This window comes from Thermococcus aciditolerans, from assembly GCF_008152015.1.
Classification (GTDB): domain Archaea; phylum Methanobacteriota_B; class Thermococci; order Thermococcales; family Thermococcaceae; genus Thermococcus; species Thermococcus celericrescens.
This window is the reverse complement of sequence record NZ_CP041932.1, coordinates 1,141,750-1,166,658: the sequence shown is the minus strand read 5'-3', so window position 1 is coordinate 1,166,658 and position 24,909 is coordinate 1,141,750. Positions and strand designations below refer to the sequence as shown.

The following is a 24,909-nucleotide window of genomic DNA, read 5'->3' as shown; positions in this document are numbered from 1 at the left end:
TACAATTTTAAGTTTGTAAAGAATCGATTTAAGAATTTTTCAAACGAATGGTTACCAACCAGATGTTACAAACTTGTACTTTAGTGCACGCTTATAAACATTAAAGTTGAGACTCTTTTGAGAAAATCCCGTGGTGATGCGAGATGGAAGCCTCGTTCGATTACATGCGCTCTTATCCGCCGGAACCGAGTTCCCTAATCCCTCTTCTCCAGAGAACCCAGGAGCGCTTCGGTTACCTTCCCAGGGAGGCCCTTGAGGAGATCGCGAACTACGTCGGTGTCCCGCTCAGCAGGGTCTACGGCGTCGCGACTTTCTACGCCCAGTTCCGCTTCGAGCCCCTCGGAAAATACGTCGTCAAAATCTGCCACGGAACAGCATGCCATGTCAACGGTGCGGTGAACATATCCCAGGCCATAACTGAGGAGCTTGGAATTGAAGAGGGGCAGACAACCGAGGACGGCCTCGTGACGCTTGAGCGCGTCGCCTGTCTCGGATGCTGCAGCTTGGCACCGGTCATAATGATAAACGACAAGGTCTTCGGCAAGCTCACGCCGGATAAAGTCAGGAAACTGATGAGAAAGCTCAGGGAGGGGAAGCTCGATGTCTGAAATCAAGGCCATAGCGGTCGGCATGAACTCCTGCGGGATAGCCGCCGGCGCGAGAGAAACCTACGAGGCCATAAAGGCTGAGCTTGAGAAGAGAAACCTCGACGTGAAGCTCAAGATAGTCGGCTGCGTCGGTATGTGCTACCGCGAGCCCCTCGTTGACATAATTACCGATGATGAGATAATCACATACGGCCACGTCGACCCGAAGAAGGTTCCGAGGATTATAGAGGAGCACGTCATCAACGGAAGGCCCGTCGAGGAGTGGATAGTCAAGCGCGACTGGTGGGAGAACGGCGAGAGGAAAACCTGGGACGTTGATGGCTACTTCGCCAAGCAGAAGAAGATAGTGCTCGAAAACTCCGGCTACATAGACCCCGAGAACATCGACGAGTACATCCAGGCTGGCGGCTACGAGGCGCTGAAAAAGGCCCTCACGATGGAGCCGGAGGAGATAATAGACGTCATCATGAAGTCCGGACTCCGCGGAAGGGGTGGAGCAGGATTTCCAACCGGCCTAAAGTGGAAGTTCGCGAGAGAAGCTAAGGGAGACGTCAAGTACATCGTCTGCAACGCCGACGAGGGCGACCCCGGAGCCTTCATGGACAGGAACGTTCTCGAAGGCGACCCGCACAGGGTAATCGAGGGCATGATAATCGGCGCCTACGCGATTGGAGCGACGAAGGGCTTCATCTACGTCCGCGCTGAGTATCCGCTCGCCATAAGGAGGCTGAAGATAGCGCTGAAGCAGGCGCGCGAGAGGGGCTTCCTAGGAGAGAACATACTTGGAAGTGGCTTCTCCTTCGACATCGTCATCAAAGAAGGTGCTGGAGCGTTTGTCTGCGGTGAGGAAACCGCTTTGATAGCCTCGATAGAGGGCAAGCGCGGAATGCCGAGGCCGAGGCCGCCGTATCCGGCCCAAAAGGGTCTCTGGGGCAAGCCGACCAACATCAACAACGTGGAAACGTGGGCAAACGTGCCGTGGATAATCAAGCACGGCTGGGAATCCTACGCCTCGATAGGAACCGAGAAGAGCAAGGGAACGAAGGTCTTCGCCCTTTCAGGTAAGATAAAGCACGGCGGAAACGTCGAAGTGCCTATGGGAATGACGCTGAGGGAGATACTCTATGAGATAGGCGGCGGGACGAAGACAGGCAAGAGGATTAAGGCGGTTCAGCTCGGCGGTCCCTCTGGAGGCTGCATTCCTGAGTATCTCTTCGACACGCCCGTTGACTACGAGAGCGTGAACGCGACCGGCGCGATAATGGGGAGCGGCGGAATGGTCGTCATGGACGAGGACACCTGTATGGTCGACGTCGCCAAGTTCTTCCTCGACTTCACGGTGAAGGAGTCCTGCGGAAAGTGCACCTTCTGCCGTTTGGGTACCAAAAGGATGTGGGAAATACTCGACAAGTTCACCAAGGGCGAGGCAGCGGAGGAAGACCTCGAAAAGCTCGAACGGCTTGCCTATCAGGTCAAAGCGGGTTCGCTCTGCGGCCTCGGACAGACCGCCCCGAATCCTGTTCTCACAACGCTCCGCTACTTCAGGGACGAATACCTGGCTCACATCGAAGGAAGGTGCCCGGCCAAGGTCTGCAAGCCGCTCATCAAGTATGTCATCATCGCCGACAAGTGCACCGGCTGTACGGCATGTGCGATCTTCTGTCCGGTGAAGGCGATAAGCGGCGAGAGGCTCAAGCCCCACGTCATCAACCAGGATGAGTGCATCAAGTGCGGGACCTGCTACGAGGTGTGCCGGTTCAATGCCATAGAGATAGTCGATGCGGGGGGTGAGTGAGATGGTCAAAATCATAGTCAACGGGAAGGAAATCGATGCTCCAGAAGGAAAGCCGCTCATAGACTTCCTCCGTGAAATCGGGGAGCACATTCCCGGCTTTTGCTACAGTGGCGAAATTGACCCCTACGGCTCCTGCAGGCTCTGCCTCGTCTCCACCAAGAGAGGGGTTACCACCTCGTGTACCATCAAACCGATGGACGGACTGGAGGTAGAGACCCTCAGCGACGAAGTCGTTTCGATGAGGAAGACGGCACTTGAGCTCATCCTCTCGGACCACTACGGCGACTGTATCGGCCCCTGTCAGGACGGCTGTCCGGCCCACAGCGACGTGCAAGGATATCTCGCGCTGATAGCCATGGGCAAGTACCACGAGGCCGTCAAGCTGATGAAGGAGAAGTATATCCTCCCGGCGGTCCTCGGAAGGGTCTGCCCGGCCTTCTGTGAGGACGCCTGCCGGAGAAACCTCGTGGAGGAGCCCCTCGCGATAAGGCAGCTCAAGCGCTTTGCCGCTGACTACGACCTCGAGCACGGTCCGTGGATGCCCGAGATTCCGCCCTCCACCGGAAAGAGAATAGCCGTCGTCGGCGGTGGACCGGCAGGCCTTGCCTGCGCCTACTACCTCAGGACGATGGGGCATGAGGTGACCATAATCGAGGCGATGCCGGAACTCGGCGGAATGACCCGCTACGGCATTCCGCCCTACAGGCTGCCGAGGGACGTTCTGGACAAGGACATAGCGACCGTAATAAACACGGGAATAGAGGTGAAGACCAACACCGCCCTCGGAAGGGACGTAACCCTTGAGGAGCTCCGCGAGAAGTACGATGCCGTATTCCTCGGTGTCGGAGCGTGGAGAAGCAGAAAGATGGGGATTCCGGGCGAGGAGCTTGAGGGAGTGATGCACGGTATAGAGTTCCTCAGGAAGGTCAATATGGGCGAGAAGGTCGAGCTCGGGGAGCGCGTCATAGTAGTCGGCGGCGGAAACACCGCCATGGACGTTGCTCGGACGGCTCTGAGGCTCGGTGCAAAGGTTACCGTCGTTTACCGCCGTTCAAAGGCCGAGATGCCCGCCAACGAACGCGAAGTCGAGGAGGCCATGGAGGAAGGCGTGGAGTTCATGTTCCTCACCAACCCTGTGAAGATTCTCGGAGACGGGAAGGTCGGGGAGGTAGAGCTCATCAAGATGCGTCTCGGCGAGCAGGATTCAAGCGGAAGGAGGAGGCCGATACCGATCGAGGGTTCGGAGTTCCGCGTTAAAGCGGACAACGTTATCCTCGCCATAGGCCAGTACTGTGACGAGGAGTTCCTCAAGAGCCTTGGCATCGAGGCGAAGCGCGGAAAGGCGGTGGTCGACGAGGTGACGCTCCAGACGAGCGTTCCTGGCGTCTTCGCCGGCGGCGACCTGGTCCTTGGCCCATCCACCGTTATCGAGAGCATAGCCACCGGAAGAAGAGCCGCGATAATGATAGACCTCTACCTCAAGGGCAAGCTTGATAAGGCTAAGGACGTGCTTACCGAGCCCGAGAAGCACATCGAGGAAGTCTTAAGCGATGATGACCTTTACAGGGTTCTCTTCGACCTCAGGCCCTACAACCACTGGAAGAGGGTCACCGAGAAGGACTACGAGGGTGTTGAAAGAAAGCCGAGGGCGAAGGTCAAGCTCCTCGATCCAGAAAGGCGGAAGAAGACCTTCGAGGAGGTCGAGCCGGCCTTAACCGAGGAGCAGGTTCTTGAGGAGGCCCAGCGCTGTATGAGCTGCGGCTGTATGGAGGTCTTCCGCTGCAAGCTGAGGGAGTACGCCACGCTCTACGGTGCCGAACAGTACGCCTTTGAGGGGGAGCAGAACAAGTTCGAAATCGACGAGAGCCACCCATGGGTGACGCTCGACAACAACAAGTGCGTCCTCTGCGGCCAGTGCGTCAACTTCACCCACGAGGTTGCTGGAGAGGGAGTCCTCGACTACCTGTTCCGCGGATTTAAGACGAGGATCTCGCCGCCTCTCGGAGAGACCCTTGGAAACATGGACGGCAGATTCATCGGGGAGATGATAGACCTCTGTCCGGTTGGGGCAATAACCGAGAAGCTTCCATTCGTCAAACCCGGCCCGTGGAAGACGAAGCCCGTCAAAACCGTCTGCAACGGCTGCTCCTTCGCCTGCGAGATGAACGTGGAGGTTTACGACGGCATGCTCGTGAGGGCTTCGAGGGTGGAAAACTCATGGAACGGGCACCTCTGCGACTACTGCCGCTTCGCCAGGCCCTGGGCTGAAGACCTTGCCGGACCGCTCCTCAACGGCGAACCGGTGAGCTGGGAAGAGGCAAAGCGCTTCATGGCCGAGAGGAACTACGCCCTGGTACTGACTCCTGAACTGACGAATGAAGAAATCGCCCGGCTCAAGGCCTTTGCGGAGGAGAAGGGCATTCCAATAGGTTCAACCGTGAGTGGAGGCCTCTCCACGGCTACGCTGGAGGACATCAGAAACGCCAAGAGGGTTCTCCTGAAGGCAAGCGTGGATAAGTTCCCGCTCCTTAAGATACTCCTGAAGGGCAAGGAAATCGTTGAGGAGGGCTACGACGTTGCGATACTTGAGGGGCCAGCTGAACCGCTCGATGTTCCAACTCTCATCCTCCACAGGGGGGTCAACGCCGCCGGACTGCTGAAGGCCGGAATAACGGGAATCCCAGAGAGCAAGGCCTACGTCGTGGTTGGAAGGCCTGTGGAGAGCCTCAAGGGCGATACCCTGGTGATTCCGGCTGGAGTGTGGGCAGAGAAGAGCGGGACGGTGGTCAACGCCCTCGGAATGGAGCTGAAAATGGAGAGGGCGAGGGAAGGCTTCAGCCCCCTGGAGCTTTTCTCGTGATTTTCTTTTCTCTTTGATGTCTTGGTTTATTCTCCCATCGCCCCGAACAGTGCCTCAAGGAACATCTCGACGTCATCCAGCGTGTTGTAGAGATGCGGCGAGGCCCTTATCCCGTAGTGGCCGAGAACGCCGCGGTGGCTGACTGAAATCCCCTCCGCGGCGAGCTTCTGATACAGTTTTTCCTCTTCCTCGTAGCTCAACCCTGTTTTTATTGTGACTATCGAGGAACCCTCCGCGAGAACCTCAAGGCCGGCGTTCAGGGCTTCGTCCCTTATTCTGCCCGCCAGTCTGAGGTTGTGTCGTTCTATCTCTTCGATGCCTATCTCGTTTATCAGCTTCAGCGAGGCTTTAAACGCCGCGGCTATGAGATATGGGGGCCCACCGCCGAAGTCGAGCTTCTTGACGCCTTCAGCAGGTTTCAACTCGCCCCAGGGGTCCTTCTCGGGCAGTCCCCACCAGCTGCCCCATTCACCCGTCGGCGGTTCGTTGTTCAGCAGGCCGGTTATCGGCTTCACCTCATCTAGAAGCTCGTCCGAGACGTAGATTAGGCCCGCCCCAGTGTCGGGGCTGACGAGCCACTTCTCAGAGCCCGCTGAAAGCGCATCAACGCCCTCCTTCTCCGGGAACAGCCTCAGAACCCCGAGGTGCTGGACGGCGTCAACTATCAGCCAGGCGCCGTGTTCGTGAGCCATCCTCGAAAGCTCCCTGAGGTTGAGCCGTTGCCCGGTGACCCAGTTGACGGAGCTTAAGACTACCGCAAAGGTGTTGTCGTCTATTGCCTTTTCGATGTCCTCCAGGCTGTGAACCCCGTTCCTGTTCTCCACGACCCTCAGCTCGAGGCCGAACCTCTTCGAGTAGCTCTTGAGAAGCGCGGGCACGGTTGGAAACTCTGTGTCCAGCGAGACGATGTTCTGCCCCCTCTTGGGCTTCATTGCCAGGAGTATTCTTCTAAGTCCCTCGGTCGTCTGTATCGAGAGGCCGACGTTCTCCGGGTTAACCTTCATCAGCCTTGCCGCCTCATCTAACAGCGGCTTCAGAACGACCTCGTCCATGTAGTCGACTGAGTTGACCTCCCCTTTGAACTCGATAACGTCGTTGAGGAGCTTTGTTGCCTCAAGAATCGCGGTTGACGGCATCAGGCCGAGGCTCGCGGTGTTCAGGTAGGCCTTAAACCTTCTTAACGAGGGAAACAGGCTTTTTCTCATAGAAATCCCCAAAAGGAGTGGGGAAGAAGGGTTTAAATGAGTTTTGAGGGGCCTCAGATAACTGCAGGAACGCCCGGAATCCTCGGGAACGGCTGCACCTCAGCTATGTGCTTTGCCCCCACCATGTAGCGGATCAGCCTCTCGACGCCAATTCCGGCCCCGGCGCTGGGCCTCAGGAGACCTGCCTTGGCCACTTCAAGGTACGGTCTGAATGCCTCAAGGCTTATCCCGGCGCTCTTCATCTTTCTGACGATGACCTCGTACTCCCACTCCCTCTCACCGCCGCTCGAGACCTCGCCGTAGCCCTCTGGCAGGTAGAGGTCGTAGTTCCTGAAGTGGCCGGGCTTTTCCGGGTCCTCCCTGTCGTAGAACTCCCTCTTGATGTCGGTCACCCAGAAGGGTTCCTTCATGGCTTTGCTGGCCTCGTCTTCGTCCTCGAACTCCTCCTTTATCTCCTCCAGGGTGAAGCGCTTGAACGGTGGTTTAACCTTCGGCACCTCTCTCTCAAGTCCCCAGCTTCTTGCCTCCTTGAACAGGCCGCTGATGAGTCCCTCGATGAGGCTCATCACGTCGTCCATGCTGGCATGGGCTATCTCGAAGTCGAGCTGGGTGAACTCGTAGGCGTGCCTTCCGTCGTCCGCGGAGCGGCCCTCAAGCCTCACGTTCGGCGAGAGGATGAAGAGCTTATCTATTCCCATCGCCACCGCCATCTGCTTGTGGAGTATCATGCTGTGGGTCAGTCTCAGTCTCGAGCCGTAGACCTCGACCTCAGGCGGTCTGAGCGCCTCTTCGGCGGCCGGATCGGGCCAGAGGGGGTCGGTGATGGAGCTGAGCATCACTGGGAGCATCCACTTGAAGCCCTCACTCACCATGTATCCTGTCATATAGTCAATAATCCTCGTCTGTATCTCCATAACTGGTTCAATTTTTCTGGTCACAATTTGGAGAGCGTTCATATCTATCACCTAGTTTTTGTCACTGACTTTTTCCTTTATGGCCTTTGTGCAAAAACTTTTGGATTTTGGGCAAGATATGACATGTAACTGCGATGATTTTTGAATATATGACGATATATTGCGCTTTATTTGACGTTTGTCAAAGCCCGCCGGCGATAGCGTTATAACGCCAGTCGAGAACCTTGTATGGTGGTAAAGCATGGGAGTGTACATATTCACGCCTGAGGACCTGATACGCTACGGCGCCGCAACCGAGGAGCAGTTTGAGGTTCTGAAGAACGCGATTCTCTCCAAGAAGGACATCCTCGTGGTTGGTTCCAGCCGCTCCGGAAAGACCAAGCTCGTTGAGGCGCTGATGCACTTCATACCCGACGACTGGAAGGTCGCTGTTATAACCGCCTACGGCGAGTTCAAGCCCTTCAAGCCGAACATCGTTGTCATGGATACTCAGTTCGACAGCCAGCCCCTGGAGAGGCGCACCTCGGACGTTATCTCAAAAATCAGGACTTTGAATCCCGACTACGTCGTCATCGACACCCTTCACACCGTTGACGCTGCAAGAATATTCCGCGAGCTTATAGACGATTACGCATTCATAGTGACATCCCTCGCCCTCACGGACGATATAAAGGATGAGGTCAGGCACTGGCTCAGGATAAGCGGTGAGACCTTCGACAAGTTCGACATAGTCGTCGAGCTCAAGAGGGACTTCAGAACCGGCAGGAAGAGCATAGACCGCATATACGAGGTAAAGAACGGGGAACTCAGGCCCGTTATTTAGAGCGCTTTTTCAACCGCTCCTTTAACTTTCTCCAACCGTCCCTTATCTCGTTTCTGACCTTTCTCTGCCCCTCTTTTGTGAGGTAGCCCTTTCTCCATGCGATGTACATGAGGCCATTAAACGCGAGTGTAGCCACCACCGCCAGAAGCAGGGAGTTAACGGCGACGCCGGCTATCGTTTTCTGCGTCCTCCTGAACATTCCGAGGGCAACGTAGTCGTTGGGGTTCATGTGCTTCATAGGCAGAATCGCCCTCTCGGTGCCTTCGGCGGGGATGAGGGACAGCATGTGGTTCCAGGTTACGACGTAAACGTTGATGTGGGTCCCGTTAACCGTGCAGTTCGGCACTATCTGGTTCTCATCCACCCACAGGCAGCTCCCGTTCTCCAGGAGCTTTCCATTGACATCGGTGTGCTCGTAGGTCTGGAAGTAAAAGGTGCCGTTCTCTGGGTTCACCTTCACTACCTCTATGTCCTGCGTCGCGCCCCCGTAAACGAGGCCCCTGAAGAAGCGGTAGAGCTTGTCTATCAGCGAGTTGCTGAAGTACTCATCCTCCCAGACGATGTAGTAGTAGAGAACACCGTCGTAGTCCACCATGTAGAGAATTCCGACGGGTCTGTCGTTGGGGGCCGTGTAAACGATCGGTGTGTAGAGGTTTATCTTCTCGCTCTGGCCCGGCATGTAGCCTTCCAGGGAATAACCGCTTGAGGCCAGTCCAACGAACCAGAAGATGAGGAAGTTCAGGATGAGCCAGGCGGTTATCCACTTCTTTGAGACCATAACATTCACTAGAATAAAAAGAAGGGGGCTCAGCCCTTAAGCTTTTCTATGACCTCGCGGAGGTTGGCGAGCATCTCCTCGATGTCCTCGAAGGTCATGTAGCCCATGTTTCCAATCCTGAAGGTCTTCTCCGCCACGCTTCCGTAGCCCTTGGCCAGCTCGAAGCCACGCTCGCGCATAGCGTTGTAGACGTCGACGCCCTTCATTCCCTCGGGGACGACGACAGCGGTTATTGTCGGGCTCTCGTAGCCGGGCTCAGCCAGAACGCCGAGTCCCATCTCCTTGACGCCTTCGCGGATGGTCTCGCTCCTCTTCCTGTACATTCCGAGCCAGGCATCCTTGCCGCCCATCTTCTCGACTATCCTGAGCACGACGTTGAGGCCGAATATCTGCGGAAGCGGGGGAGTTGAGGGGGTTCCCTTCTTCTTGCCGTTGAACTTCTTGTAGAGCGGCAGGTCGAAGTACCATCCGCGCTCGGGCATCTTCTCGGCGATCTCAAAAACGCGCTCGCTGACGGCGGCGACGGCCAGGCCGGGCGGGACGCCAAAGGCCTTCTGGGAGCTGGCGAATATCATGTCTAGGCCCCACTCGTCGAACTTTATGTCCGCGCCACCCATGGCTGAGACAGCATCGACGAAGAGTAGCTTGTCGTGCTCGTGAACGACCTTCGCCAGCTCGGGGAGCGGGTTGAGGACACCGGTTGAGGTCTCGTTGTAGGTTATGGTTACCGCAACGACGTCGGGGTTCTTTCTGAGGGCCTCGTCGAGCTCCTCCGGCTTGATTGCGTATCCAGGCTCCTTCCTCAGGATGACGGCTTCCCTGCCGTTGGCGTTGACGACATCGGCAAACCTGTCCCCAAAGGCGCCTATCGTCGTGACCAGGACCTTTCCTCCCCTTGGCACGGTGTTCCTGACGGCCGCCTCCATGAAGCCGGTTCCGGAGCTGGGGAACATTATTATCTCGCCTTTCTCGGCTTCAAGAAAAGCCTTGAGTCTGTTGAGGGTGTCAACGTGAACCTCCTTAGCTTCGGCCGAGCGGTGGCTGAACATCTGAACGCTCATTATGGCGAGAACCTCGGGGAAGCATGCAACGGGTCCGGCGGTAAAGAGCCTGTACTTCGGCTTGACGAGCTCATAAACTTCCCTGTAGGCTTCTTCATACTCCATTTCGAACCTGAGTTCCATCAGCATCACCTCGGCGGGAGTTGAGCTGGAATCTATAAAAGGGTTCTCCCAGGCTTTGCGGGGGGTTTCTGAAGCTTTTTCTGTGGAGGATGGAAGGGCATGAAAAGCCTTCGACACCGCCAAGACTTTTAAAGCTTCACACTAACGTTTAGAAGGTGGTCTGATGGAACGAAGACGCCTCGCCGGAATAGTCCTTCTTATAATCTCGGCGTTCACCGGGACGATAGCCTTTCGCCTCGCCACTCCAGCCATAGCGTTCTACACGCGCGACATACTCAAGGCCTCTATGCTCTCCGTGTCCATAGTCTCGATGTCGTTCGTGCTCGCAAGGGCATTTTCGTCAGTCTTTGGCGGGCTGATGCTCGAAAGGAGCAAGAGGCTCGTCTATATCGGCGCGGTAGCCATGATGGGAAACGCCCTGGCGGTTCAGCTCTACCCCCTGACCTCAACGTGGTTCCAGGTTGCCGGGATAAAGCTCCTCAACGGTTTTCTCAACGGTCTGAGCTGGCCGATGGCGCAGTTCGTCATAGCCGTGGCAACCCCGAAGGAGATAAGGGCGAGGGTTACCGCAGTGTATTTCTTCTTCGGCAGCATCGCTTCCCTCCTCGGAAACTACGTCTACGCCTACACGATAGACCTTGGGCTGGCAGGGCAGATGTGGATTTCCTCCGCGTTCTTTATCCTGACCGGCCTGATAATGGTGGCCAGCTACATCCTCCTCTACGAGAGAATAACGCCCAAGAGGAAGAAAACCCCCGACGGTGAAAAGCCGAGCCTCGAACCCAAGAGGGTTCTAATCATTGCCTCGCTGATGGCAGTAATAGTGGCCTTCACGTCCGGCGAGATAACCTACGTCTACGTCTCCGAGGCCCTGGGGATGGAGAAGGCAACGACCGCAACGCTCATCGGCTGGGCGGGTTTTCTCTCGGCAATGCTCAGCTACGGCGTCTCTTGGCTCGCCGACGTGAGGAGCGAGAGGCGGATGATTCTGCTCACGTCCCTAATGGCCGCGCTCTCACCGCTCCTTGCGGCAGTAAAGACCGCCCCGACGGTTTTCCTGGGAATATTCCTTGCCCTCTTCGCTTTCCAGAGCTTCAGACCGATTTCCAGAAAGGTTCTGGCTTCCTACCACCGCTCATCGCTGGCCATCGGGGGCGTCAACGGCGTCCAGAACCTCTCGACCTTCCTTGGGGGGATGCTGTTCGGCTTTGCGTACTCGCTGGGCGAGCTCCACGGGGTTGTAACACTGAACCTCGCCCTTCTAGCATTTACCCCGATTTCGGTGGCCCTGCTCTGGCAAGGCGTTAAGCTTAAAGGCGGTGGGGAGTAAGTTCCCTTTGACAAAGGCTCCAAAACTTTTATAAAAGAGAGCACTCGCCTAAGTTTAGGCTTAGCTTACGCTCATTTGGAGGTGAGAGTATGGGACTGAGACCAGCCAAGATTGATAGGGACGTTGATAAGCCCGCTTACACGAGGAGGAAGTACATCCGCGGTGCGCCCGGTCCGAGAATAACGATCTTCGATATGGGCAACCTCTCAGCCGAGTTCGAGTACGAGGTCAGCCTTCACGCGGAGCAGGCCATGCAGATAAGGCAGAACGCCCTCGAGGCCATCCGTATCCAGGTGAACAGGTACCTCCAGAAGAACGTCGGTAGGAGCAACTTCCACTTCAAGATAAGGGTCTACCCCTTCCAGGTGCTCCGTGAGAACCCGATGGCTACCGGAAGGAAGGCCGACCGTTACGGAAACGGTATGCGCAGGCCCTTCGGAAAGCCGATAGGCCTCGCCGCTCGCGTCAAGAAGGACCAGAAGATCATCACCGTCTGGGTGAACGAGAACCACCTCAAGTTCGCCCTCGGCGCCATGCACAGGGCCAAGATGAAGCTGCCCTACAGCGCCTACTACAGGATCTACGACAAGGAAGGCAACGACATCACCAGCAAGGTTCTCTCCACCATGAAGCGCTGAAAGCGTAGCGCTGTTGCCCTCTTCTACATTTTCATAACCGTTGTGTTCTGCGCACTTGACCCGATGGTTTTTTGTCATATGTTCATAATAATTATTAACGATGCCATCCAACTTAGACTGGTGGGATGATGGTAAGCTCAGGTTTCAAGGCCATGCTTCTCAAGCTCGGCGTTCCGGAGGACAGGTTGACCGTTCTTGAGGGCAAGGGTGGAGTGGTGGAGGGCGAATTCGAAGGCATCAGGTACGTTCGCTTTCGCGATTCTGCCAAGGGCTTTCGGCGCGGAACGGTTGTCTTTGACAACGGGGACGTCGTTCTTGGATTCCCCCACATAAAGCGCGTCGTCCAGCTGGAGAGCGGTATAAAGAGGGTCTTCAAGAACAAACCCTTCTACGTTGAGGAGAAGGTGGACGGCTACAACGTTCGCGTTGTCAGGGTTCGAGACAGGGTTCTCGCCCTCACCAGGGGAGGTTTCGTCTGCCCCTTCACGACGGAGCGAATACTCGACTTCATAAACGAGGAGTTCTTCAAGGACTACCCAAACCTCGTCCTGGCGGGGGAGATGGCCGGGCCCGAAAGCCCGTACATCGTCGAGGGGCCGCCCTACGTGAAGGAGGACATCGAGTTCTTCCTCTTTGACATCCAGGAAAAGGGAACGGGGAGGAGCCTCCCGGTGGAGGAGAGGCTCAACCTGGCCGAGGAGTACGGTATTCGTCACGTTGAGAGCTTCGGCCTCTACGACCGTTCAAAAATTGAGGAGCTGCATGAGCTAATCGAAAGGCTCAGCAGGGAGAGGAGAGAGGGCATCGTCATGAAAACGCCCGACATGAAGAGAATCGCGAAATACGTCACCCCCTACGCCAACATAAACGACATCCGGATAGGTTCCCACATATTCTTCGACCTGCCGCACGGCTACTTCATGGGGAGGATTAAACGCCTCGCGTTCTATCTGGCCGAAAAGCACGTTAAAGGTGAGGAGTTCGACGAGTACGCCAAGGCCCTTGGAAAGGCTCTTCTGAGGCCCTTCGTCGAGAGCATTCACGAAGTCGCCAACGGCGGGGAGGTCGAGGAAGTCTTCACGGTGAGGGTGAAGAACATAAGCACCGCCCACAGGATGGTGACCCACTTCGAGAGGCTCGGCGTGAAAATTCACATCGAAGACATAGAGGACCTCAAGAACGGCTACTGGAGGATAACCTTCAAGCGGGTCTATCCCGACGCCACACGCGAGATGAGGGAGCTGTGGAATGGTTTGGCGTTCGTTGATTGAGGCCGAAAGGCTTATATTATTATCCTAATTAAGATTATCTTAGTGAGGATAATGTTTGTCAATCGAAAAGATGAGCTGGCTCTCCTTGAGTCGCTGTATTCATCGGGCAAAAAGGAGGTCCTGATTCTCTACGGGCGCAGACGAGTTGGAAAGACCGAGCTTGTAAAGAGGTTCATTCGGGAGAAGAATGCCATTTACTTCCTTGCCGACAGAAATGGACTTGAGTCGAACGCGAGACGGTTTTACCGGGAATCAGCGGAGGTTCTCGGACTTCCGGAGGTTGAAGTGAGGGACTTCAGGGAGACCTTTGAACTGATAAAGCTTAAGGCTCCTGAAAGACTTGTTGTTGTTATAGATGAGTTCTCATACCTACTTCTCACTGATAAAAACACGTCGGCGGTCTTCCAGCACGTTATAGATGAAATCCTTGACGACCGCTTTTTCTTGATTCTGAGCGGCTCGATAATAGGTCTGATGGAGGGGCTCATGGACTACGGCAACCCCCTCTACGGCAGGAGAACTGCCCAGCTCAAGCTTAAGCCCTTGAACTTCTTCCACGTGCGCGAGTACTTCAGGGAGGCATCCATCGAAACCGCCGTGAGGATATACTCCGTAACTGGCGGCGTGCCCATGTACTTCCGGCTCTTTGAAGGGAGGAACTTCGAGGAGGAACTCCTCAGGGTGGCGTTCTCGCCGACTTCTATACTCTACGAGGAGCCAGAGTTCATCCTGAGGGAGGAGCTGGGTGACGTTCACCGCCACTACCTGATTCTGGAGGCGATGGCCCTCGGAAGGCACAGGGTGAGCGAGATTGCGAACTTCGCGGGCATCGAGGCAAAGGACATGCCGAAGTACCTCAGAACCCTCATCTCTCTCGAACTCGTGAGGCGTGAGGTCCCAGTTACCGAGTCTGAGAGGAGCAAAAAGGCGCGCTATTACATCAATGATAACTTCTTTGCTTTCTGGTTCCGCTTCGTGAAGCCGAACCGGGGGAGGATAGAGATTGGGACGTTTGAGATGGACTGGAACGCTTTCAACACTTACGTGGGTAGGGCCTTTGAGGAGGTTGCGAAGCAGTTCCTCATCGAGCTGAACAGGTCCGGAAAGCTCCCGTTCAGGTTCACGAAAATCGGTCGCTGGTGGCGGAAGGGCGAAGAAATTGACCTCGTCGCATTGAACGAACGGGAGCGAAAGGCTCTCTTCGTCGAGGTGAAGTGGAAGGACTTAAGCGAGAGGGAAGCGAGGGGGATTTTGAGGGACTTGGAGCGGAAAGCTGAACTTGTTGGGTTGGACGGTTGGGAGAAGAGCTACGGTTTGATTGCTAGGAACATTGATGGGGAAGAAGAGTTGAAGGCTGAAGGCTGGCTCGTATGGGATTTGGGGGATTTCGAATGGTTGAGAGAGATTGAGAAGCTCTAACTTGCACCCCCTATCAACCTTTGCTCGCGCAAAGCTTGACCAAGAAACTTTTCTTGCGAAAAGTTTCTTTTGATGAAACTTTGCGCCAGCAACCTTTGCTTGTGCAAAGGTTGATCAAAAAGTCTTCACCGTTAAAAGGGTATGGAAATGTTTGCATGCCATTTTAATGAGGTGCGTTTTAATGGGTTTGTACCAAATTTCATCAATTTTGAGCGTGTTTTACTCCAACTCAGCGCCAGAAGGGCGCTAACAATAAGAAAACACAACTAAAAACAGCAGGTTGGAGATAAACCCCTTCCTAAGAACTACATTAAAAGTGCATGCAACATACCAAATTCCAAATCTCACACTCAAAAACATTCCGCCAGCGCTTGCGAAGCAAGGGCTGAACTGGGGGTGTGGGGGCGTTAGCCCCCCGGAGTTTTAGAGAAAAACGGGGTTGTGGGGCGTAGCCCCACTTTGGGGGTTTGAGAGTACAGAGAGATAAGGGGGCGGAGCCCCCTTGTCTTTCGTTTGCAAAAAATTTGTATACCTCCAAACCCAAAAAAGGGTGGAACGGTTCGAAAGCCTTTTAAATAGTCTCCATAGACCCCACTTCAGCGTTAAAGTACCCACAGCAAAGGATGACGGAAAAATGGCCTGGCACATCTTCATTCCAGATTCGCTCCTTGAAGAGACCGACGACCCCAAAATCAGGACGTACAAGGTTGGGCAGATAGCCAGGGCCGCTGCAATCTTCGGCGTTGAGCACGTGTGGGTTTACAGGGCCGGCGGTAGGGACGGAAGGTTCATCAAAACAATCCTTGAGTACGCGGAAACGCCCCAGTACCTCAGAAAGAGGCTGTTCCCCCTCATGCCGGAGCTCAGGTACGTCGGCGTTATCCCGCCGCTGAGGACTCCTCATCACAAGCTCAAGGGGAAACCGAGGGTCGGGGAGATCCGCGAGGGCTTTGCCTTCCGAAAGGGAAGGAGAACTTACGCGGACATCGGCCTCGACGACCTCGCCGCGGTGGAGGGGGACGTTGAGGGGCGCGCAACTTTCAGAATCGTCTCAGCAAGGCCTCTCAGGGTGATACCAGCGAAGCCAGAGGAGTACTGGGGGTACAGTGTGCATCTCACGAGGAAGTCACTGGCAAAAACACTTAAAAAGGCCAGGCTGGATTTGGCGATTGCCACCTCCCGGAGGGGGCGTGACATTCGAGAGGTGAAGCTTCCCCCGCTCGAGGGGGAGGTCGGATTCGTGTTTGGCTCACCGAGGAAAGGCGTGATGGAGCTCCTCGGCGAGGAGGAATATGACTTTGATCTAATCCTCAACACCATTCCAAATCAGCGGACGGCCACCGTCCGCACCGAGGAGGCCGTGTTGGCCACACTCGCGGTGTTTAATCTCATAAGGAGGGATTGAGATGGGAAAAATACACAGGCCAAGGAGAGGTTCACTGGCTTACTCCCCGAGAAAGAGGGCTAGGAGTGTAGTCCCAAGAATCAAGAAGTGGCCGAAGGACAGTGAGGTCAGGATGCTCGGTTTCGCCGGCTACAAGGCTGGCATGACCCACGTCCTCATGATCGACGACAGGCCAGGGCTCACCAAGGGCAAGGAGATCTTCATGCCGGTCACGGTGGTCGAGGTCCCGCCGCTCTTCGTCTACGGCATCAGGGCCTACAGGCAGGGCTACCTCGGTCTCGAGACCGCCACCGAGGTCTGGTTCCACGAGCTCAACGACCACGTCAAGAGGCGCATAAAGACCCTGCCGAAGAACTACGACGAGGACGCGTTCAAGGCCAAGCTTGCCCAGCTTGAGGAGCTTATCAACAGCGGCGAGATAGTTGACGTCAGGCTTCTCGTCCACACCCAGCCGTGGCTCATCAAGCTCAAGAAGAAGCCCGAGGTCATGGAGTACGCCATCGGTGGCGACGACGTCAGGGCCAAGTTCGACTACGCCAAGGAGAAGATAGGCAAGGAGCTCCGCGCGAGCGAGGTTCTCCACGAGGGCGAGCTCCTCGACATCATAGCCGTCACCAAGGGTAAGGGAACCCAGGGCCCGGTCAAGCGCTGGGGTGTCAAGATACAGTTCCACAAGGCCCAGAGGGCTGGTAAGGGCAGGCACATCGGTAACCTCGGTCCGTGGCACCCGACCAGGGTCATGTGGACCGTCCCCCTCGCGGGTCAGATGGGCTTCCACCACAGGACCGAGTTCAACAAGAGGCTCATTGCCATAGGTGAGAACGGCGTTCTCAAGCTTGGTGACAAGAAGGAGATAGAGATCACTCCGAAGGGCGGCTTCCCGCACTACGGTGTCATAAGGAGCGACTTCCTCATGATACAGGGCACCGTTCCGGGAGCCTTCAAGAGGATCATCAGGGTCAGGCCGGCTATAAGGGCGCCGAAGAAGAGGCCGCCGGTTGAGAGGCCGCAGATAACCTACGTCAGTAGGGAATCCAAGCAGTGAGGTGAGATAGATGAAGGTTAAGGTTTTCAATCTCGAAGGCGAGCCTGTGGAGGAGATAGAGCTTCCGAAGGTCTTTGCCACTCCGTTCAGGCCCGACCTCATCAGGAGGGCTGTCATCGCCTCATGGACCCACAGGATACAGCCGCAGGGCAGGGACCCGATGGCCGGCAAGAGAAGGGTCACCGAGAACATCGGAAAGGGCCACGGAATGGCCAGGGTTGAGAGGATAAAGACCTCCCCGAGGTTTGCCGCCTTCGTCCCCTTCGCGAGGGGTGGAAGGAGAACCCACCCGCCCAAGGTTGAGAAGGTCATATGGGAGGACATCAACAAGAAGGAGCGCAGGCTCGCCATAATGAGCGCCATTGCTGCAACCGCCAACTACGACCTCGTCAGGGCCAGGGGACACATCGTTGACAACGTTCCGCAGGTTCCGATAGTCGTCACCGACGACCTCGAGAAGGTCTTCAAGACCGCCCAGACCAGGGAGATATTCAAGAAGCTCGGCGTCTGGGACGACATCGAGAGGGCCAAGAAGAACACCAGGATAAGGGCCGGTAAGGGTAAGATGCGCGGAAGGAAGTACAAGAAGGCCAAGGGCCCGCTCGTCGTTGTCGCCAAGAACGAGGGAATCGTTCAGGGTGCCAGGAACCACCCGGGCGTTGACGTTGTCACCGTAGAGAACCTCGGCGTTGAGCTTCTCGCTCCGGGCACCCACCCGGGAAGGCTCACGGTCTGGACCAAGGGCGCCATAGAGAGGCTTAGGGAGATTTACGGGTGATGAGAGATGGATCCGTACAAGGTTATCGTCAAGCCTGTCGTCACGGAGAAGGCCGTGGCCATGATCGAGAACGAGAACAAGCTCACCTTCATAGTGGACAGAAGAGCTACCAAGCAGGACATCAAGAAGGCCGTGGAAGCGATGTTCGATGTCAAGGTCGAGAAGGTCACCACCCTCGTGACCATGAAGGGCGAGAAGAAGGCCTATGTGAAGCTCAAGCCTGAGTACAGCGCAAGTGAGGTTGCTGCCAGGATAGGATTGTTCTGACGGGGTGAGTGAGATGGGAAAGAGTCTGATTCAGCAGAGGAGAGGTAAGGGAACCACGACCTTTAGGGCCCCCTCCCACAGGTACAGGGGTGCCGTCAGGTACGTTCCGCTCAACCTTACCAAGGAGAAGACCCTCGTCGGCAAGGTTGTAGAGATACTCCACGACCCGGGAAGGACCGCCCCGGTCGCCAGGGTCAAGTTCGAGAACGGCATGGAGAAGCTCATCATAGCTCCGGAAGGAGTCCTCGTCGGCGAAGAGATAGCCATCGGGCCGAACGCTCCGATCAAGATCGGCAACACCCTCCCGCTTGCCATGATACCGGAGGGAAGCTACGTCTACGACATCGAGGGAGTTCCGGGCGACGGTGGCAAGTACGTCCGCGCCGGCGGTGCCTACGCCCTTGTCGTCAGCAGGGAGAAAGACAAGGTCATAGTCCAGCTTCCAAGCGGTGAGCTCAAGCAGTTCAAGCCGACCTGCAGGGCCACCATAGGTGTCGTCGCCGGCGGCGGTAGGCTCGAGAAGCCCATCGTCAAGGCGGGTAAGGCCTACTACATCGCCAAGGCCAGGAACAGGTTCTGGCCGAAGCCGAGGGGTGTCAAGATGAACGCCGTCAACCACCCGCACGGTGGTAAGGAGCACCACATCGGCAGGCCGAGCACCGTTTCGAGGCGCGCCCCGCCCGGAAGGAAGGTCGGTCACATAGCCGCGAGAAGAACGGGTAGGAGGAAGTGATGAAAATGGCGAGAAAGAAGGAGTTTAAGTACAGGGGTTACAGCTTCGAGGAACTGCTCAACATGTCACTCGAGGACTTCGCTAAGCTCCTCCCGGCCAGGCAGAGGAGGAGCCTCAAGCGCGGCCTCAGCCCGGAGCAGAAGAAGCTCCTCAGGAAGATAAGGCTTGCCAAGAAGGGCAAGTACAACAAGCCGATAAGGACCCACAGCAGGGACATGGTTATACTCCCCGAGATGGTCGGCATGACCATCCACGTCTACAACGGAAAGGAGTTCGTCCCGATAGAGATCAAGGAGGAGATGATCGGCCACTACCTCGGCGAGTTTGCCCTCACAAGAAAGGTCGTCCAGCACGGCTCGCCTGGTGTCGGTGCGACCAGGTCATCGATGTTCGTGGCGGTCAAGTGAGGTGGTATAGATGAGCAGGGGCAGGTTTTCCTACTCATTCCAAAATTTTGACCCCGAGAAGATGGCTCGTGCCAGCGGAAGGGACCTCAGGATATCCCCGAAGCACAGCGTCGAGCTCCTCAGGGAGATCAGGGGAATGATGGTCAACGACGCGCTCAGGTACATCGACGACGTCATAGCCCTCAAGAGGCCGGTTCCGATGAAGCGCCACAACGACAGCCAGGGCCACAAGCCGGGCAGGGGCTTTGGTCCGGGTAGGTACCCGGTCAAGGTCGCCAAGGCCGTCAAGAAGGTCCTCCTCAACGCCAAGAACAACGCCGAGCAGAAGGGCCTCGACCCTGACAGGCTCAAAATAATCCACGCGGCAGCGCACAGGGGCCCGGTCCTCAGGGGTTACATCCCGAGGGCCTTCGGAAGGGCCACACCGTTCAACGAGCAGACCACCCACATCGAGATAGTCGTTGAGGAGATTAGGAGGTGAGACTTTTGGCGATCGAGAGATACTTCATCAAGGAAAACGTTAGGGATATGCTCATCGACGAGTACCTCGAGAAGGAGCTCAGAAGGGCTGGCTACGGTGGAATCGACATCAAGAAGACCCCACTTGGAACCAAGGTCACCATCTTCGCCGCCAACCCCGGCTACGTCATAGGCAGGGGCGGCAGGCGCATAAGGGAGCTCACCAGGATACTCGAGAGGAAGTTCAACCTCGAGAACCCGCAGATCGAGGTCGAGGAGATCAAGAACCCCTACCTCAACGCCAAGGTCCAGGCCGTCAGGCTCGCCCAGGCCCTTGAGAGGGGCGTCCACTTTAGAAGGGCCGCCTACTCGGCCATCAGGGCCATAATGAGGAACGGCGCCCGCGGTGTCGAGATCCGCCTCAGCGGAAAGCTCACCGGCGAGAGGGCTAAAAGCGTCAGGTTCTACCAGGGCTACCTTGCCAAGGTCGGAAACCCGGCAGAGACCCTCGTCAGCAAGGGCTACGCCCAGGCCAAGCTCAAGCTCGGTGTCATCGGTGTTAAGGTTTCCATCATGCCGCCCGACGCCAAGCTCCCGGACGAGATTGAGGTCATAGAGAAGCTCGTTGAGGAAGAGGTGAGCACCAATGAAGCCGAGTGAGATTAGGGAGATGAGCATCGAGGAGATCGACAAGAAGCTCAGGGAGCTCCGCCTCGAGCTCGCCAAGGAGAGGGGTGTGCTCACCATGGGGGCCTCCATAGAGAACCCCATGGTCATCCGCAACCTCAGGCGCGACATAGCGCGCCTGCTTACCATAAAGAAGGAGAAGCTTAGGGAGAAAAGGTGAGGTTCGGTGCCAAGGATTGTTAACCCTCTGGATGAGATGCTCTTTAAGGAGGTCCTGAAGGAGCAGCAGAGAATTAGAGTGTACATAGAGAAGGCCCGCTACGGAAAGCTTAAAACCATAATTGAGGGCATAGACGAGAAGGAGTTCGACCTGGATGATATAGCAAAGAAGCTGAAGGCGAAGCTGGCATGCGGCGGAACGGTAAAGAAGGGAAGGATAGAACTCCAGGGAGACCACAGAGAAAGGGTCAAGAAGTTGCTCGGAGACCTTGGATTTTCCGAGGACTTGATAGAAATCGAGTGAATCAGAAAAACATCATCTGGGGCGAGCTCATAGGGCTGAAAGCAAAAATTATAAGGGCATCTCATCCAGAGCTGGTTGGCATCGAGGGCTACGTCCTTGACGAGACGAGGAACACCCTCACCATCGGCGGTGAGAGGGTCTGGGTTATCCCGAAGGACGTGGCGGAGCTCGAGTTTGAAGTTGGCGGTAAAAAAATCCGAATCAACGGAAAGGAACTGATTGGAAGACCCGAGATGAGATTGAAGAAGAGGTGGCGAAAATGAGAGAGATTGGATTGAAGGTTCAGCCTCCCGCTGAGAAGTGTGACGATCCCCACTGCCCCTGGCACGGACACCTCAGGATACACGGCAGGTACTTCGAGGGTGTCGTCGTCAGCGACAAGGGCAAGAAGACCGTCGTCGTCGAGAGGCAGCACTACCACTACCTCAAGAAGTACGAGAGGTATGAGCTCAGGAGGAGCAAGGTTCACGCTCACAACCCGGAGTGCATAGACGCCAAGGTCGGCGACAGGGTCCTCATCGCCGAGACCCGGCCGATAAGCAAGACCAAGAGCTGGGTTGTCGTTGCCGTCACCAAGAGGGCTGGCGAGAGGTGATATGAATGGCGAAGAAGGGTGCAGGTGCTACGAGAGGAATTAGTCCGGTCAGACCGACTCGCGCTCTTCCGATAGGCGCTTACCTCAAGGTCGCCGACAACAGCGGCGCCAAGGTCGTCCAGATTATAGGCGTCGTTGGCTACAAGGGCACCAGGAGGAGGCTCGCCTCTGCCGGCGTCGGCGACATGGTCGTCGCCACCGTCAAGAAGGGAAGGCCCGACATCAGGCACCAGGTGGTTAGGGCCGTTGTCGTCAGGCAGAGGAAGGAGTACAGGCGCCTTGATGGAATGCGCGTCAAGTTCGAGGACAACGCTGCAGCTATAGTTACCCCTGAGGGTGTCCCGAGGGGAACCGAGATCAGGGGTGCCATAGCCAGGGAGGCCGCCGAGCGCTGGGTAAGGCTCGGCAGCATAGCGAGCATAGTGTTGTGAGGTGAGAAAGATGAAGTTGAAGACCAGGCAGCCGAGGAAGCAGAGAAGGTTCCTCTACAACGCTCCCCTTCACCTTAGGAGCAAGGTAATGGCCGCCACCCTGAGCGAGGATCTCAGGAACAAGTACGGCGTCAGGAGCCTCCCGATAAGGACTGGCGACAAGGTCCGTGTAATGCGCGGAGACTTCAAGGGTAAGGAAGGAAAGGTCGTTGAGGTTGACCTCAAGAGGTACAGGATACACGTCGAGGGCGTTACCCACAAGAAGACCGACGGAACCGAGGTTTACTACCCGCTCCACCCGTCGAACGTTATGATAATCGAACTCAACCTCGACGATGAGAGGAGAGAGAAGATAATTAGTAGGAGGGCTGGTTGATGGCGAGGAAAGGCGCTAAGAGGCACCTTAAGAGGCTTGCCGCTCCCAATCAGTGGTACATCTCGAGGAAGACCTACAAGTGGGCGGTCAGGCCGAGGCCAGGTCCGCACAGCATGAGGACCTCCATCCCGCTGCTCTACATAGTCAGGGACTACCTCGGCTACGCCAAGACCGCCCGCGAGGCGAGGAAGATACTCAACGAGGGCAAGATCCTCGTTGACGGCCGCGTTAGGAAGGACTACAAGTTCCCGGTCGGAATCATGGACGTCGTTTCCATCCCCGAGACCGGCGAGCACTACAGGGTTCTTCCGAACAGGATCGGCAAGCTCATACTCCACCCGATAAGCGAGAAGGAAGCCAAGGTCAAGCCGCTCAGGATAAGCAACAAGCGCATGGTCAAGGGGGCCAAGGTTCAGCTCAACCTCCACGACGGAAGCAACCACCTGGTCACCATGGACGAGAAGGACAGGTACATGACCGCCAGCACCGTCCTCATGAAGGTCCCCGAGAGGGAGGTCATCGAGGTTCTCCCGTTCGAGGTCGGTGCCTACGTCTTCGTTACCCAGGGTAAGAACGTCGCCAGGAAGGGTAAGGTCGTCGAGGTCAGGCAGTTCCCGATGGGATGGCCGGACGTCGTCACCATCGAGGACGAGAACGGGGAGCTCTTCGACACCCTGAAGGAGTACGCCTTCGTCGTTGGTAAGGAGAAGCCGGAGATTTCCCTTCCGTGAGGTGAGATAAGATGCAGATCAACAGAGAGGCTATCCTAGCGGACTGGGAAGCTCACCCGATGAGGAAGCCCAGGATCGCTAAGCTTACCATCAACATTGGAGTTGGCGAGAGCGGTGAGAGGCTCACCAAGGCTGAGACGATGCTGGAGGGGCTCGTCGGCCAGAAGCCCATAAGGAGAAGGGCCAAGCAGACCAACAAGGACTTCGGAATCAGGCGCGGAGAGCCGATAGCGGTGAAGGTCACCCTCCGCGGCAAGAAGGCCGAGGAGATGCTGAACAGGCTCCTCGAGGCCGTTGACAGGAAGCTCAAGGCGAGCAACTTCGACGAGCACGGCAACTTCTGCTTCGGAATCCAGGAGCACATCAACATACCGGGCGTTGAGTACGACCCGGAGATAGGCATCTTCGGTATGGACGTCTGCGTTACCCTCGACAGGCCAGGATACAGGGTTGCCAAGAGGAAGAGGCAGAGGAAGAAGCTCCCGACCAAGCACAAGCTGACCAAGGAGGAGGGTATCGTCTTCGCTATTGAGGAGTTTAAGGTTACCGTGGAGGGATTGTGAGATGGCGAAGGCTGACTACAACAAGAGGAAGCCCAGGAAGTTTGGGAAGGGTGCGAGAAGGTGCATGCGCTGCGGCCAGTACGGCCCGATAATCAGGATACACGGCCTTATGCTCTGCAGACACTGCTTTAGAGAGATAGCCCCCAAGCTGGGCTTTAAGAAGTACGAGTGAGGTGAGAGGAGATGACGTTGCTTGATCCGCTGGCGAACGCTCTCTCCCACATAACCAACAGCGAGAGGGTCGGTAAGGAGGAGGTTTACCTCAAGCCGGCTTCCAAACTCATGGGAGAGGTCCTCAGGGTTATGCAGGAGAACGGCTACATCGGCGAGTTTGAGTTCATAGACGACGGAAGGGCCGGCATCTACAGGGTGCAGCTCATAGGTAAGATCAACAAGGCTGGAGCGATAAAGCCGAGGTTCCCGGTCAAGGCCAGGGAGTACGAGGCCTGGGAGAAGAGGTTCCTTCCGGCCTTCGAGTTCGGTATCCTCATCGTCTCGACCTCCCAGGGCGTCATGACCCACAAAGAGGCCATCGAGAAGGGAATCGGCGGAAGGCTGATAGCCTACGTCTACTGAGGTGAGAGAGATGCCGATAGACGCGTGGGTAAGGGAAGAGGTTGAGATTCCAGAGGGAGTCGAGGTCACCGTTGAGGGGAACACCGTCAAGGTCAAGGGCCCCAAGGGCGAGCTCCAGAGGGAGCTCAAGTATCCGGGCGTTCAGATATTCACCGAGGACGGCAAGGTCGTCGTCTTCAAGGAGTTCCCGAGGAAGAGGGACATAGCCATAGCCAGGACCTTCAAGGCCCACATAGCGAACATGCTCAGGGGAGTCACCGAGGGTTTCACCTACAAGCTCAAGGTCGTCTACAGCCACTTCCCGATGACCGTCAAGGTTCAGGGTGACGAGGTCGTCATCGAGAACTTCCTCGGTGAGAAGAACCCGAGGAGGGCAAGGATCCTTCCGGGAGTCACCGTCAGGGTCTCCGGCCAGGAGGTCATCGTCGAGGGCATAGACAGGGAAGCGGTTGGCCAGACCGCGGCCAACATCGAGCAGGCTACCAAGATAACCAAGTGGGACAGGCGTGTCTTCCAGGATGGTATCTACATCGTTGAGAAGGCTGGTAAGCCGATAAAGTTCTGAGGT

General features: G+C 56.4%; 31 protein-coding genes. 27 read left to right on the top strand and 4 right to left on the bottom strand.

The features are described 5' to 3' along the window. Window positions 1-143: 143 nt before the first annotated feature. The 3 genes from nuoE to FPV09_RS06550 are packed head-to-tail and all read left to right on the top strand — an operon-like array spanning window position 144 to window position 5,263. Window positions 144-608, top strand: coding sequence for an NADH-quinone oxidoreductase subunit NuoE (gene nuoE / locus FPV09_RS06560; protein ID WP_058937877.1), 465 nt, complete (start codon window positions 144-146; stop codon window positions 606-608). Continuing rightward, entirely contained in the window at window positions 601-2,403 is a 1,803-nt protein-coding gene (nuoF, locus tag FPV09_RS06555; RefSeq protein WP_148882792.1) for an NADH-quinone oxidoreductase subunit NuoF, read from the top strand. The genes nuoE and nuoF overlap by 8 nt, the downstream gene beginning before the upstream one ends. Window position 2,404: 1 nt before the next feature. Beyond that, window positions 2,405-5,263, top strand: coding sequence for an NAD(P)-binding protein (locus FPV09_RS06550; RefSeq protein ID WP_148882791.1), 2,859 nt, complete (start codon window positions 2,405-2,407; stop codon window positions 5,261-5,263). A gap of 26 nt (window positions 5,264-5,289) precedes the next feature. Here the strand turns inward: FPV09_RS06550 and FPV09_RS06545 are convergent, their stop codons facing one another. Both FPV09_RS06545 and FPV09_RS06540 read right to left on the bottom strand, forming a co-directional pair. Continuing rightward, window positions 5,290-6,468 (bottom strand): aminotransferase class V-fold PLP-dependent enzyme, encoded by a 1,179-nt coding sequence (locus tag FPV09_RS06545; protein ID WP_148882790.1) that lies wholly within the window; start codon window positions 6,466-6,468, stop codon window positions 5,290-5,292. 53 nt (window positions 6,469-6,521) lie between these two features. Further along, the gene (locus FPV09_RS06540) at window positions 6,522-7,424 is read right to left on the bottom strand and encodes an asparagine synthetase A (RefSeq protein ID WP_148883734.1); all 903 of its coding nucleotides are present in this window, start codon (window positions 7,422-7,424) and stop codon (window positions 6,522-6,524) included. Between the two features lie 199 nt (window positions 7,425-7,623). On the opposite strand from FPV09_RS06540, the gene FPV09_RS06535 reads away from it, so the two are divergent. Next, window positions 7,624-8,205 (top strand): P-loop NTPase family protein, encoded by a 582-nt coding sequence (locus FPV09_RS06535; RefSeq protein ID WP_058937883.1) that lies wholly within the window; start codon window positions 7,624-7,626, stop codon window positions 8,203-8,205. Here FPV09_RS06535 and FPV09_RS06530 read toward each other — a convergent pair. Both FPV09_RS06530 and FPV09_RS06525 read right to left on the bottom strand, forming a co-directional pair. After that, window positions 8,198-8,983 carry a hypothetical protein gene (locus FPV09_RS06530; protein ID WP_148883733.1) on the bottom strand — a complete coding sequence of 262 codons (786 nt, stop codon included), beginning with the start codon at window positions 8,981-8,983 and terminating at the stop codon, window positions 8,198-8,200. The genes FPV09_RS06535 and FPV09_RS06530 overlap by 8 nt on opposite strands. 29 nt (window positions 8,984-9,012) lie before the next feature. Then, window positions 9,013-10,167, bottom strand: a complete 1,155-nt coding sequence (locus tag FPV09_RS06525; protein WP_148883732.1) for a pyridoxal-phosphate-dependent aminotransferase family protein — start codon at window positions 10,165-10,167, stop codon at window positions 9,013-9,015. A gap of 163 nt (window positions 10,168-10,330) precedes the next feature. Here FPV09_RS06525 and FPV09_RS06520 point away from each other — a divergent pair, with 163 nt between their 5' ends. From FPV09_RS06520 to FPV09_RS06410, 23 genes are all read left to right on the top strand, one after another. Continuing rightward, window positions 10,331-11,497, top strand: coding sequence for an MFS transporter (locus FPV09_RS06520; RefSeq protein WP_148882789.1), 1,167 nt, complete (start codon window positions 10,331-10,333; stop codon window positions 11,495-11,497). A gap of 89 nt (window positions 11,498-11,586) precedes the next feature. After that, window positions 11,587-12,135, top strand: coding sequence for a 50S ribosomal protein L16 (locus FPV09_RS06515; RefSeq protein WP_014012566.1), 549 nt, complete (start codon window positions 11,587-11,589; stop codon window positions 12,133-12,135). A gap of 128 nt (window positions 12,136-12,263) precedes the next feature. Beyond that, window positions 12,264-13,406, top strand: coding sequence for an RNA ligase (locus FPV09_RS06510; RefSeq protein WP_148882788.1), 1,143 nt, complete (start codon window positions 12,264-12,266; stop codon window positions 13,404-13,406). Between the two features lie 51 nt (window positions 13,407-13,457). Beyond that, window positions 13,458-14,825 carry an ATP-binding protein gene (locus FPV09_RS06505; RefSeq protein WP_148883731.1) on the top strand — a complete coding sequence of 456 codons (1,368 nt, stop codon included), beginning with the start codon at window positions 13,458-13,460 and terminating at the stop codon, window positions 14,823-14,825. A gap of 634 nt (window positions 14,826-15,459) precedes the next feature. Further along, window positions 15,460-16,230 carry a putative RNA uridine N3 methyltransferase gene (locus tag FPV09_RS06500; protein WP_139680142.1) on the top strand — a complete coding sequence of 257 codons (771 nt, stop codon included), beginning with the start codon at window positions 15,460-15,462 and terminating at the stop codon, window positions 16,228-16,230. A gap of 1 nt (window position 16,231) precedes the next feature. After that, window positions 16,232-17,275, top strand: coding sequence for a 50S ribosomal protein L3 (locus tag FPV09_RS06495; RefSeq protein WP_148882787.1), 1,044 nt, complete (start codon window positions 16,232-16,234; stop codon window positions 17,273-17,275). Window positions 17,276-17,285: 10 nt separating this feature from the next. After that, window positions 17,286-18,053 (top strand): 50S ribosomal protein L4, encoded by a 768-nt coding sequence (gene rpl4p, locus FPV09_RS06490; protein WP_148882786.1) that lies wholly within the window; start codon window positions 17,286-17,288, stop codon window positions 18,051-18,053. A 6-nt stretch (window positions 18,054-18,059) separates the two neighbouring features. Beyond that, on the top strand, window positions 18,060-18,320 hold the full coding sequence (locus tag FPV09_RS06485) for a 50S ribosomal protein L23 (RefSeq protein ID WP_148882785.1): 261 nt from the start codon (window positions 18,060-18,062) through the stop codon (window positions 18,318-18,320). 13 nt (window positions 18,321-18,333) lie between these two features. Further along, a complete protein-coding gene (locus tag FPV09_RS06480) occupies window positions 18,334-19,053 on the top strand; it encodes a 50S ribosomal protein L2 (RefSeq protein WP_014012558.1) in 720 nt (239 codons plus the stop codon). 5 nt (window positions 19,054-19,058) lie between these two features. Next, entirely contained in the window at window positions 19,059-19,460 is a 402-nt protein-coding gene (locus FPV09_RS06475; protein WP_058937910.1) for a 30S ribosomal protein S19, read from the top strand. 10 nt (window positions 19,461-19,470) lie between these two features. Beyond that, window positions 19,471-19,941: a 50S ribosomal protein L22 gene (rplV, locus tag FPV09_RS06470; RefSeq protein WP_058937895.1), complete on the top strand. Its 471-nt coding sequence runs from the start codon at window positions 19,471-19,473 to the stop codon at window positions 19,939-19,941. Window positions 19,942-19,946: 5 nt separating this feature from the next. Further along, a complete protein-coding gene (locus tag FPV09_RS06465; RefSeq protein ID WP_148882784.1) occupies window positions 19,947-20,579 on the top strand; it encodes a 30S ribosomal protein S3 in 633 nt (210 codons plus the stop codon). Next, window positions 20,566-20,766, top strand: a complete 201-nt coding sequence (rpmC, locus tag FPV09_RS06460; protein WP_014012554.1) for a 50S ribosomal protein L29 — start codon at window positions 20,566-20,568, stop codon at window positions 20,764-20,766. Before FPV09_RS06465 ends, rpmC begins: the two co-directional genes overlap by 14 nt. Window positions 20,767-20,802: 36 nt before the next feature. Next, window positions 20,803-21,069, top strand: a complete 267-nt coding sequence (gene yciH / locus FPV09_RS06455; RefSeq protein ID WP_206204241.1) for a stress response translation initiation inhibitor YciH — start codon at window positions 20,803-20,805, stop codon at window positions 21,067-21,069. After that, entirely contained in the window at window positions 20,955-21,332 is a 378-nt protein-coding gene (locus tag FPV09_RS06450) for a ribonuclease P protein component 1 (RefSeq protein WP_148882783.1), read from the top strand. The genes yciH and FPV09_RS06450 overlap by 115 nt, the downstream gene beginning before the upstream one ends. Then, on the top strand, window positions 21,329-21,664 hold the full coding sequence (locus FPV09_RS06445) for a 30S ribosomal protein S17 (RefSeq protein WP_014012551.1): 336 nt from the start codon (window positions 21,329-21,331) through the stop codon (window positions 21,662-21,664). The genes FPV09_RS06450 and FPV09_RS06445 overlap by 4 nt, the downstream gene beginning before the upstream one ends. A 5-nt stretch (window positions 21,665-21,669) precedes the next feature. Beyond that, complete coding sequence (locus FPV09_RS06440) at window positions 21,670-22,095, top strand: 50S ribosomal protein L14 (protein ID WP_058937898.1); 426 nt, start codon at window positions 21,670-21,672, stop codon at window positions 22,093-22,095. A gap of 10 nt (window positions 22,096-22,105) precedes the next feature. Then, entirely contained in the window at window positions 22,106-22,471 is a 366-nt protein-coding gene (rplX, locus tag FPV09_RS06435; protein WP_148882782.1) for a 50S ribosomal protein L24, read from the top strand. Continuing rightward, window positions 22,471-23,202, top strand: a complete 732-nt coding sequence (locus FPV09_RS06430; protein ID WP_148882781.1) for a 30S ribosomal protein S4e — start codon at window positions 22,471-22,473, stop codon at window positions 23,200-23,202. Before rplX ends, FPV09_RS06430 begins: the two co-directional genes overlap by 1 nt. An 11-nt stretch (window positions 23,203-23,213) precedes the next feature. Beyond that, window positions 23,214-23,765, top strand: a complete 552-nt coding sequence (locus FPV09_RS06425) for a 50S ribosomal protein L5 (protein ID WP_148882780.1) — start codon at window positions 23,214-23,216, stop codon at window positions 23,763-23,765. A 1-nt stretch (window position 23,766) separates the two neighbouring features. Continuing rightward, on the top strand, window positions 23,767-23,937 hold the full coding sequence (locus FPV09_RS06420) for a 30S ribosomal protein S14 (RefSeq protein WP_014012546.1): 171 nt from the start codon (window positions 23,767-23,769) through the stop codon (window positions 23,935-23,937). Window positions 23,938-23,948: 11 nt separating this feature from the next. Next, complete coding sequence (locus tag FPV09_RS06415; RefSeq protein WP_014012545.1) at window positions 23,949-24,341, top strand: 30S ribosomal protein S8; 393 nt, start codon at window positions 23,949-23,951, stop codon at window positions 24,339-24,341. Window positions 24,342-24,351: 10 nt separating this feature from the next. Further along, window positions 24,352-24,906, top strand: coding sequence for a 50S ribosomal protein L6 (locus tag FPV09_RS06410; RefSeq protein ID WP_148882779.1), 555 nt, complete (start codon window positions 24,352-24,354; stop codon window positions 24,904-24,906). The last annotated feature ends 3 nt before the right edge of the window (window positions 24,907-24,909 follow it).

Bases quoted from the DNA above. Each gene is read 5' to 3' on its own strand.
- FPV09_RS06495 (WP_148882787.1), top strand. From the start codon at position 16,232: ATGGGAAAAATACACAGGCCAAGGAGAGGTTCACTGGCTTACTCCCCG.
- nuoE (WP_058937877.1), top strand. From the start codon at position 144: ATGGAAGCCTCGTTCGATTACATGCGCTCTTATCCGCCGGAACCGAGT.
- FPV09_RS06550 (WP_148882791.1), top strand. From the start codon at position 2,405: ATGGTCAAAATCATAGTCAACGGGAAGGAAATCGATGCTCCAGAAGGA.
- FPV09_RS06505 (WP_148883731.1), top strand. From the start codon at position 13,458: ATGTTTGTCAATCGAAAAGATGAGCTGGCTCTCCTTGAGTCGCTGTAT.
- FPV09_RS06445 (WP_014012551.1), top strand. From the start codon at position 21,329: ATGAGAGAGATTGGATTGAAGGTTCAGCCTCCCGCTGAGAAGTGTGAC.
- FPV09_RS06515 (WP_014012566.1), top strand. From the start codon at position 11,587: ATGGGACTGAGACCAGCCAAGATTGATAGGGACGTTGATAAGCCCGCT.
- FPV09_RS06425 (WP_148882780.1), top strand. From the start codon at position 23,214: ATGCAGATCAACAGAGAGGCTATCCTAGCGGACTGGGAAGCTCACCCG.
- yciH (WP_206204241.1), top strand. From the start codon at position 20,803: ATGCTCTTTAAGGAGGTCCTGAAGGAGCAGCAGAGAATTAGAGTGTAC.
- FPV09_RS06510 (WP_148882788.1), top strand. From the start codon at position 12,264: ATGGTAAGCTCAGGTTTCAAGGCCATGCTTCTCAAGCTCGGCGTTCCG.
- FPV09_RS06410 (WP_148882779.1), top strand. From the start codon at position 24,352: ATGCCGATAGACGCGTGGGTAAGGGAAGAGGTTGAGATTCCAGAGGGA.
- FPV09_RS06525 (WP_148883732.1), bottom strand. From the start codon at position 10,167: ATGGAACTCAGGTTCGAAATGGAGTATGAAGAAGCCTACAGGGAAGTT.
- nuoF (WP_148882792.1), top strand. From the start codon at position 601: ATGTCTGAAATCAAGGCCATAGCGGTCGGCATGAACTCCTGCGGGATA.
- FPV09_RS06480 (WP_014012558.1), top strand. From the start codon at position 18,334: ATGGGAAAGAGTCTGATTCAGCAGAGGAGAGGTAAGGGAACCACGACC.
- FPV09_RS06430 (WP_148882781.1), top strand. From the start codon at position 22,471: ATGGCGAGGAAAGGCGCTAAGAGGCACCTTAAGAGGCTTGCCGCTCCC.
- FPV09_RS06520 (WP_148882789.1), top strand. From the start codon at position 10,331: ATGGAACGAAGACGCCTCGCCGGAATAGTCCTTCTTATAATCTCGGCG.
- FPV09_RS06545 (WP_148882790.1), bottom strand. From the start codon at position 6,468: ATGAGAAAAAGCCTGTTTCCCTCGTTAAGAAGGTTTAAGGCCTACCTG.
- FPV09_RS06485 (WP_148882785.1), top strand. From the start codon at position 18,060: ATGGATCCGTACAAGGTTATCGTCAAGCCTGTCGTCACGGAGAAGGCC.
- rpmC (WP_014012554.1), top strand. From the start codon at position 20,566: ATGAAGCCGAGTGAGATTAGGGAGATGAGCATCGAGGAGATCGACAAG.
- FPV09_RS06440 (WP_058937898.1), top strand. From the start codon at position 21,670: ATGGCGAAGAAGGGTGCAGGTGCTACGAGAGGAATTAGTCCGGTCAGA.
- FPV09_RS06420 (WP_014012546.1), top strand. From the start codon at position 23,767: ATGGCGAAGGCTGACTACAACAAGAGGAAGCCCAGGAAGTTTGGGAAG.
- rplX (WP_148882782.1), top strand. From the start codon at position 22,106: ATGAAGTTGAAGACCAGGCAGCCGAGGAAGCAGAGAAGGTTCCTCTAC.
- FPV09_RS06535 (WP_058937883.1), top strand. From the start codon at position 7,624: ATGGGAGTGTACATATTCACGCCTGAGGACCTGATACGCTACGGCGCC.
- FPV09_RS06540 (WP_148883734.1), bottom strand. From the start codon at position 7,424: ATGAACGCTCTCCAAATTGTGACCAGAAAAATTGAACCAGTTATGGAG.
- FPV09_RS06500 (WP_139680142.1), top strand. From the start codon at position 15,460: ATGGCCTGGCACATCTTCATTCCAGATTCGCTCCTTGAAGAGACCGAC.
- rplV (WP_058937895.1), top strand. From the start codon at position 19,471: ATGAGCAGGGGCAGGTTTTCCTACTCATTCCAAAATTTTGACCCCGAG.
- FPV09_RS06415 (WP_014012545.1), top strand. From the start codon at position 23,949: ATGACGTTGCTTGATCCGCTGGCGAACGCTCTCTCCCACATAACCAAC.
- FPV09_RS06450 (WP_148882783.1), top strand. From the start codon at position 20,955: ATGCGGCGGAACGGTAAAGAAGGGAAGGATAGAACTCCAGGGAGACCA.
- FPV09_RS06530 (WP_148883733.1), bottom strand. From the start codon at position 8,983: ATGGTCTCAAAGAAGTGGATAACCGCCTGGCTCATCCTGAACTTCCTC.
- rpl4p (WP_148882786.1), top strand. From the start codon at position 17,286: ATGAAGGTTAAGGTTTTCAATCTCGAAGGCGAGCCTGTGGAGGAGATA.
- FPV09_RS06475 (WP_058937910.1), top strand. From the start codon at position 19,059: ATGGCGAGAAAGAAGGAGTTTAAGTACAGGGGTTACAGCTTCGAGGAA.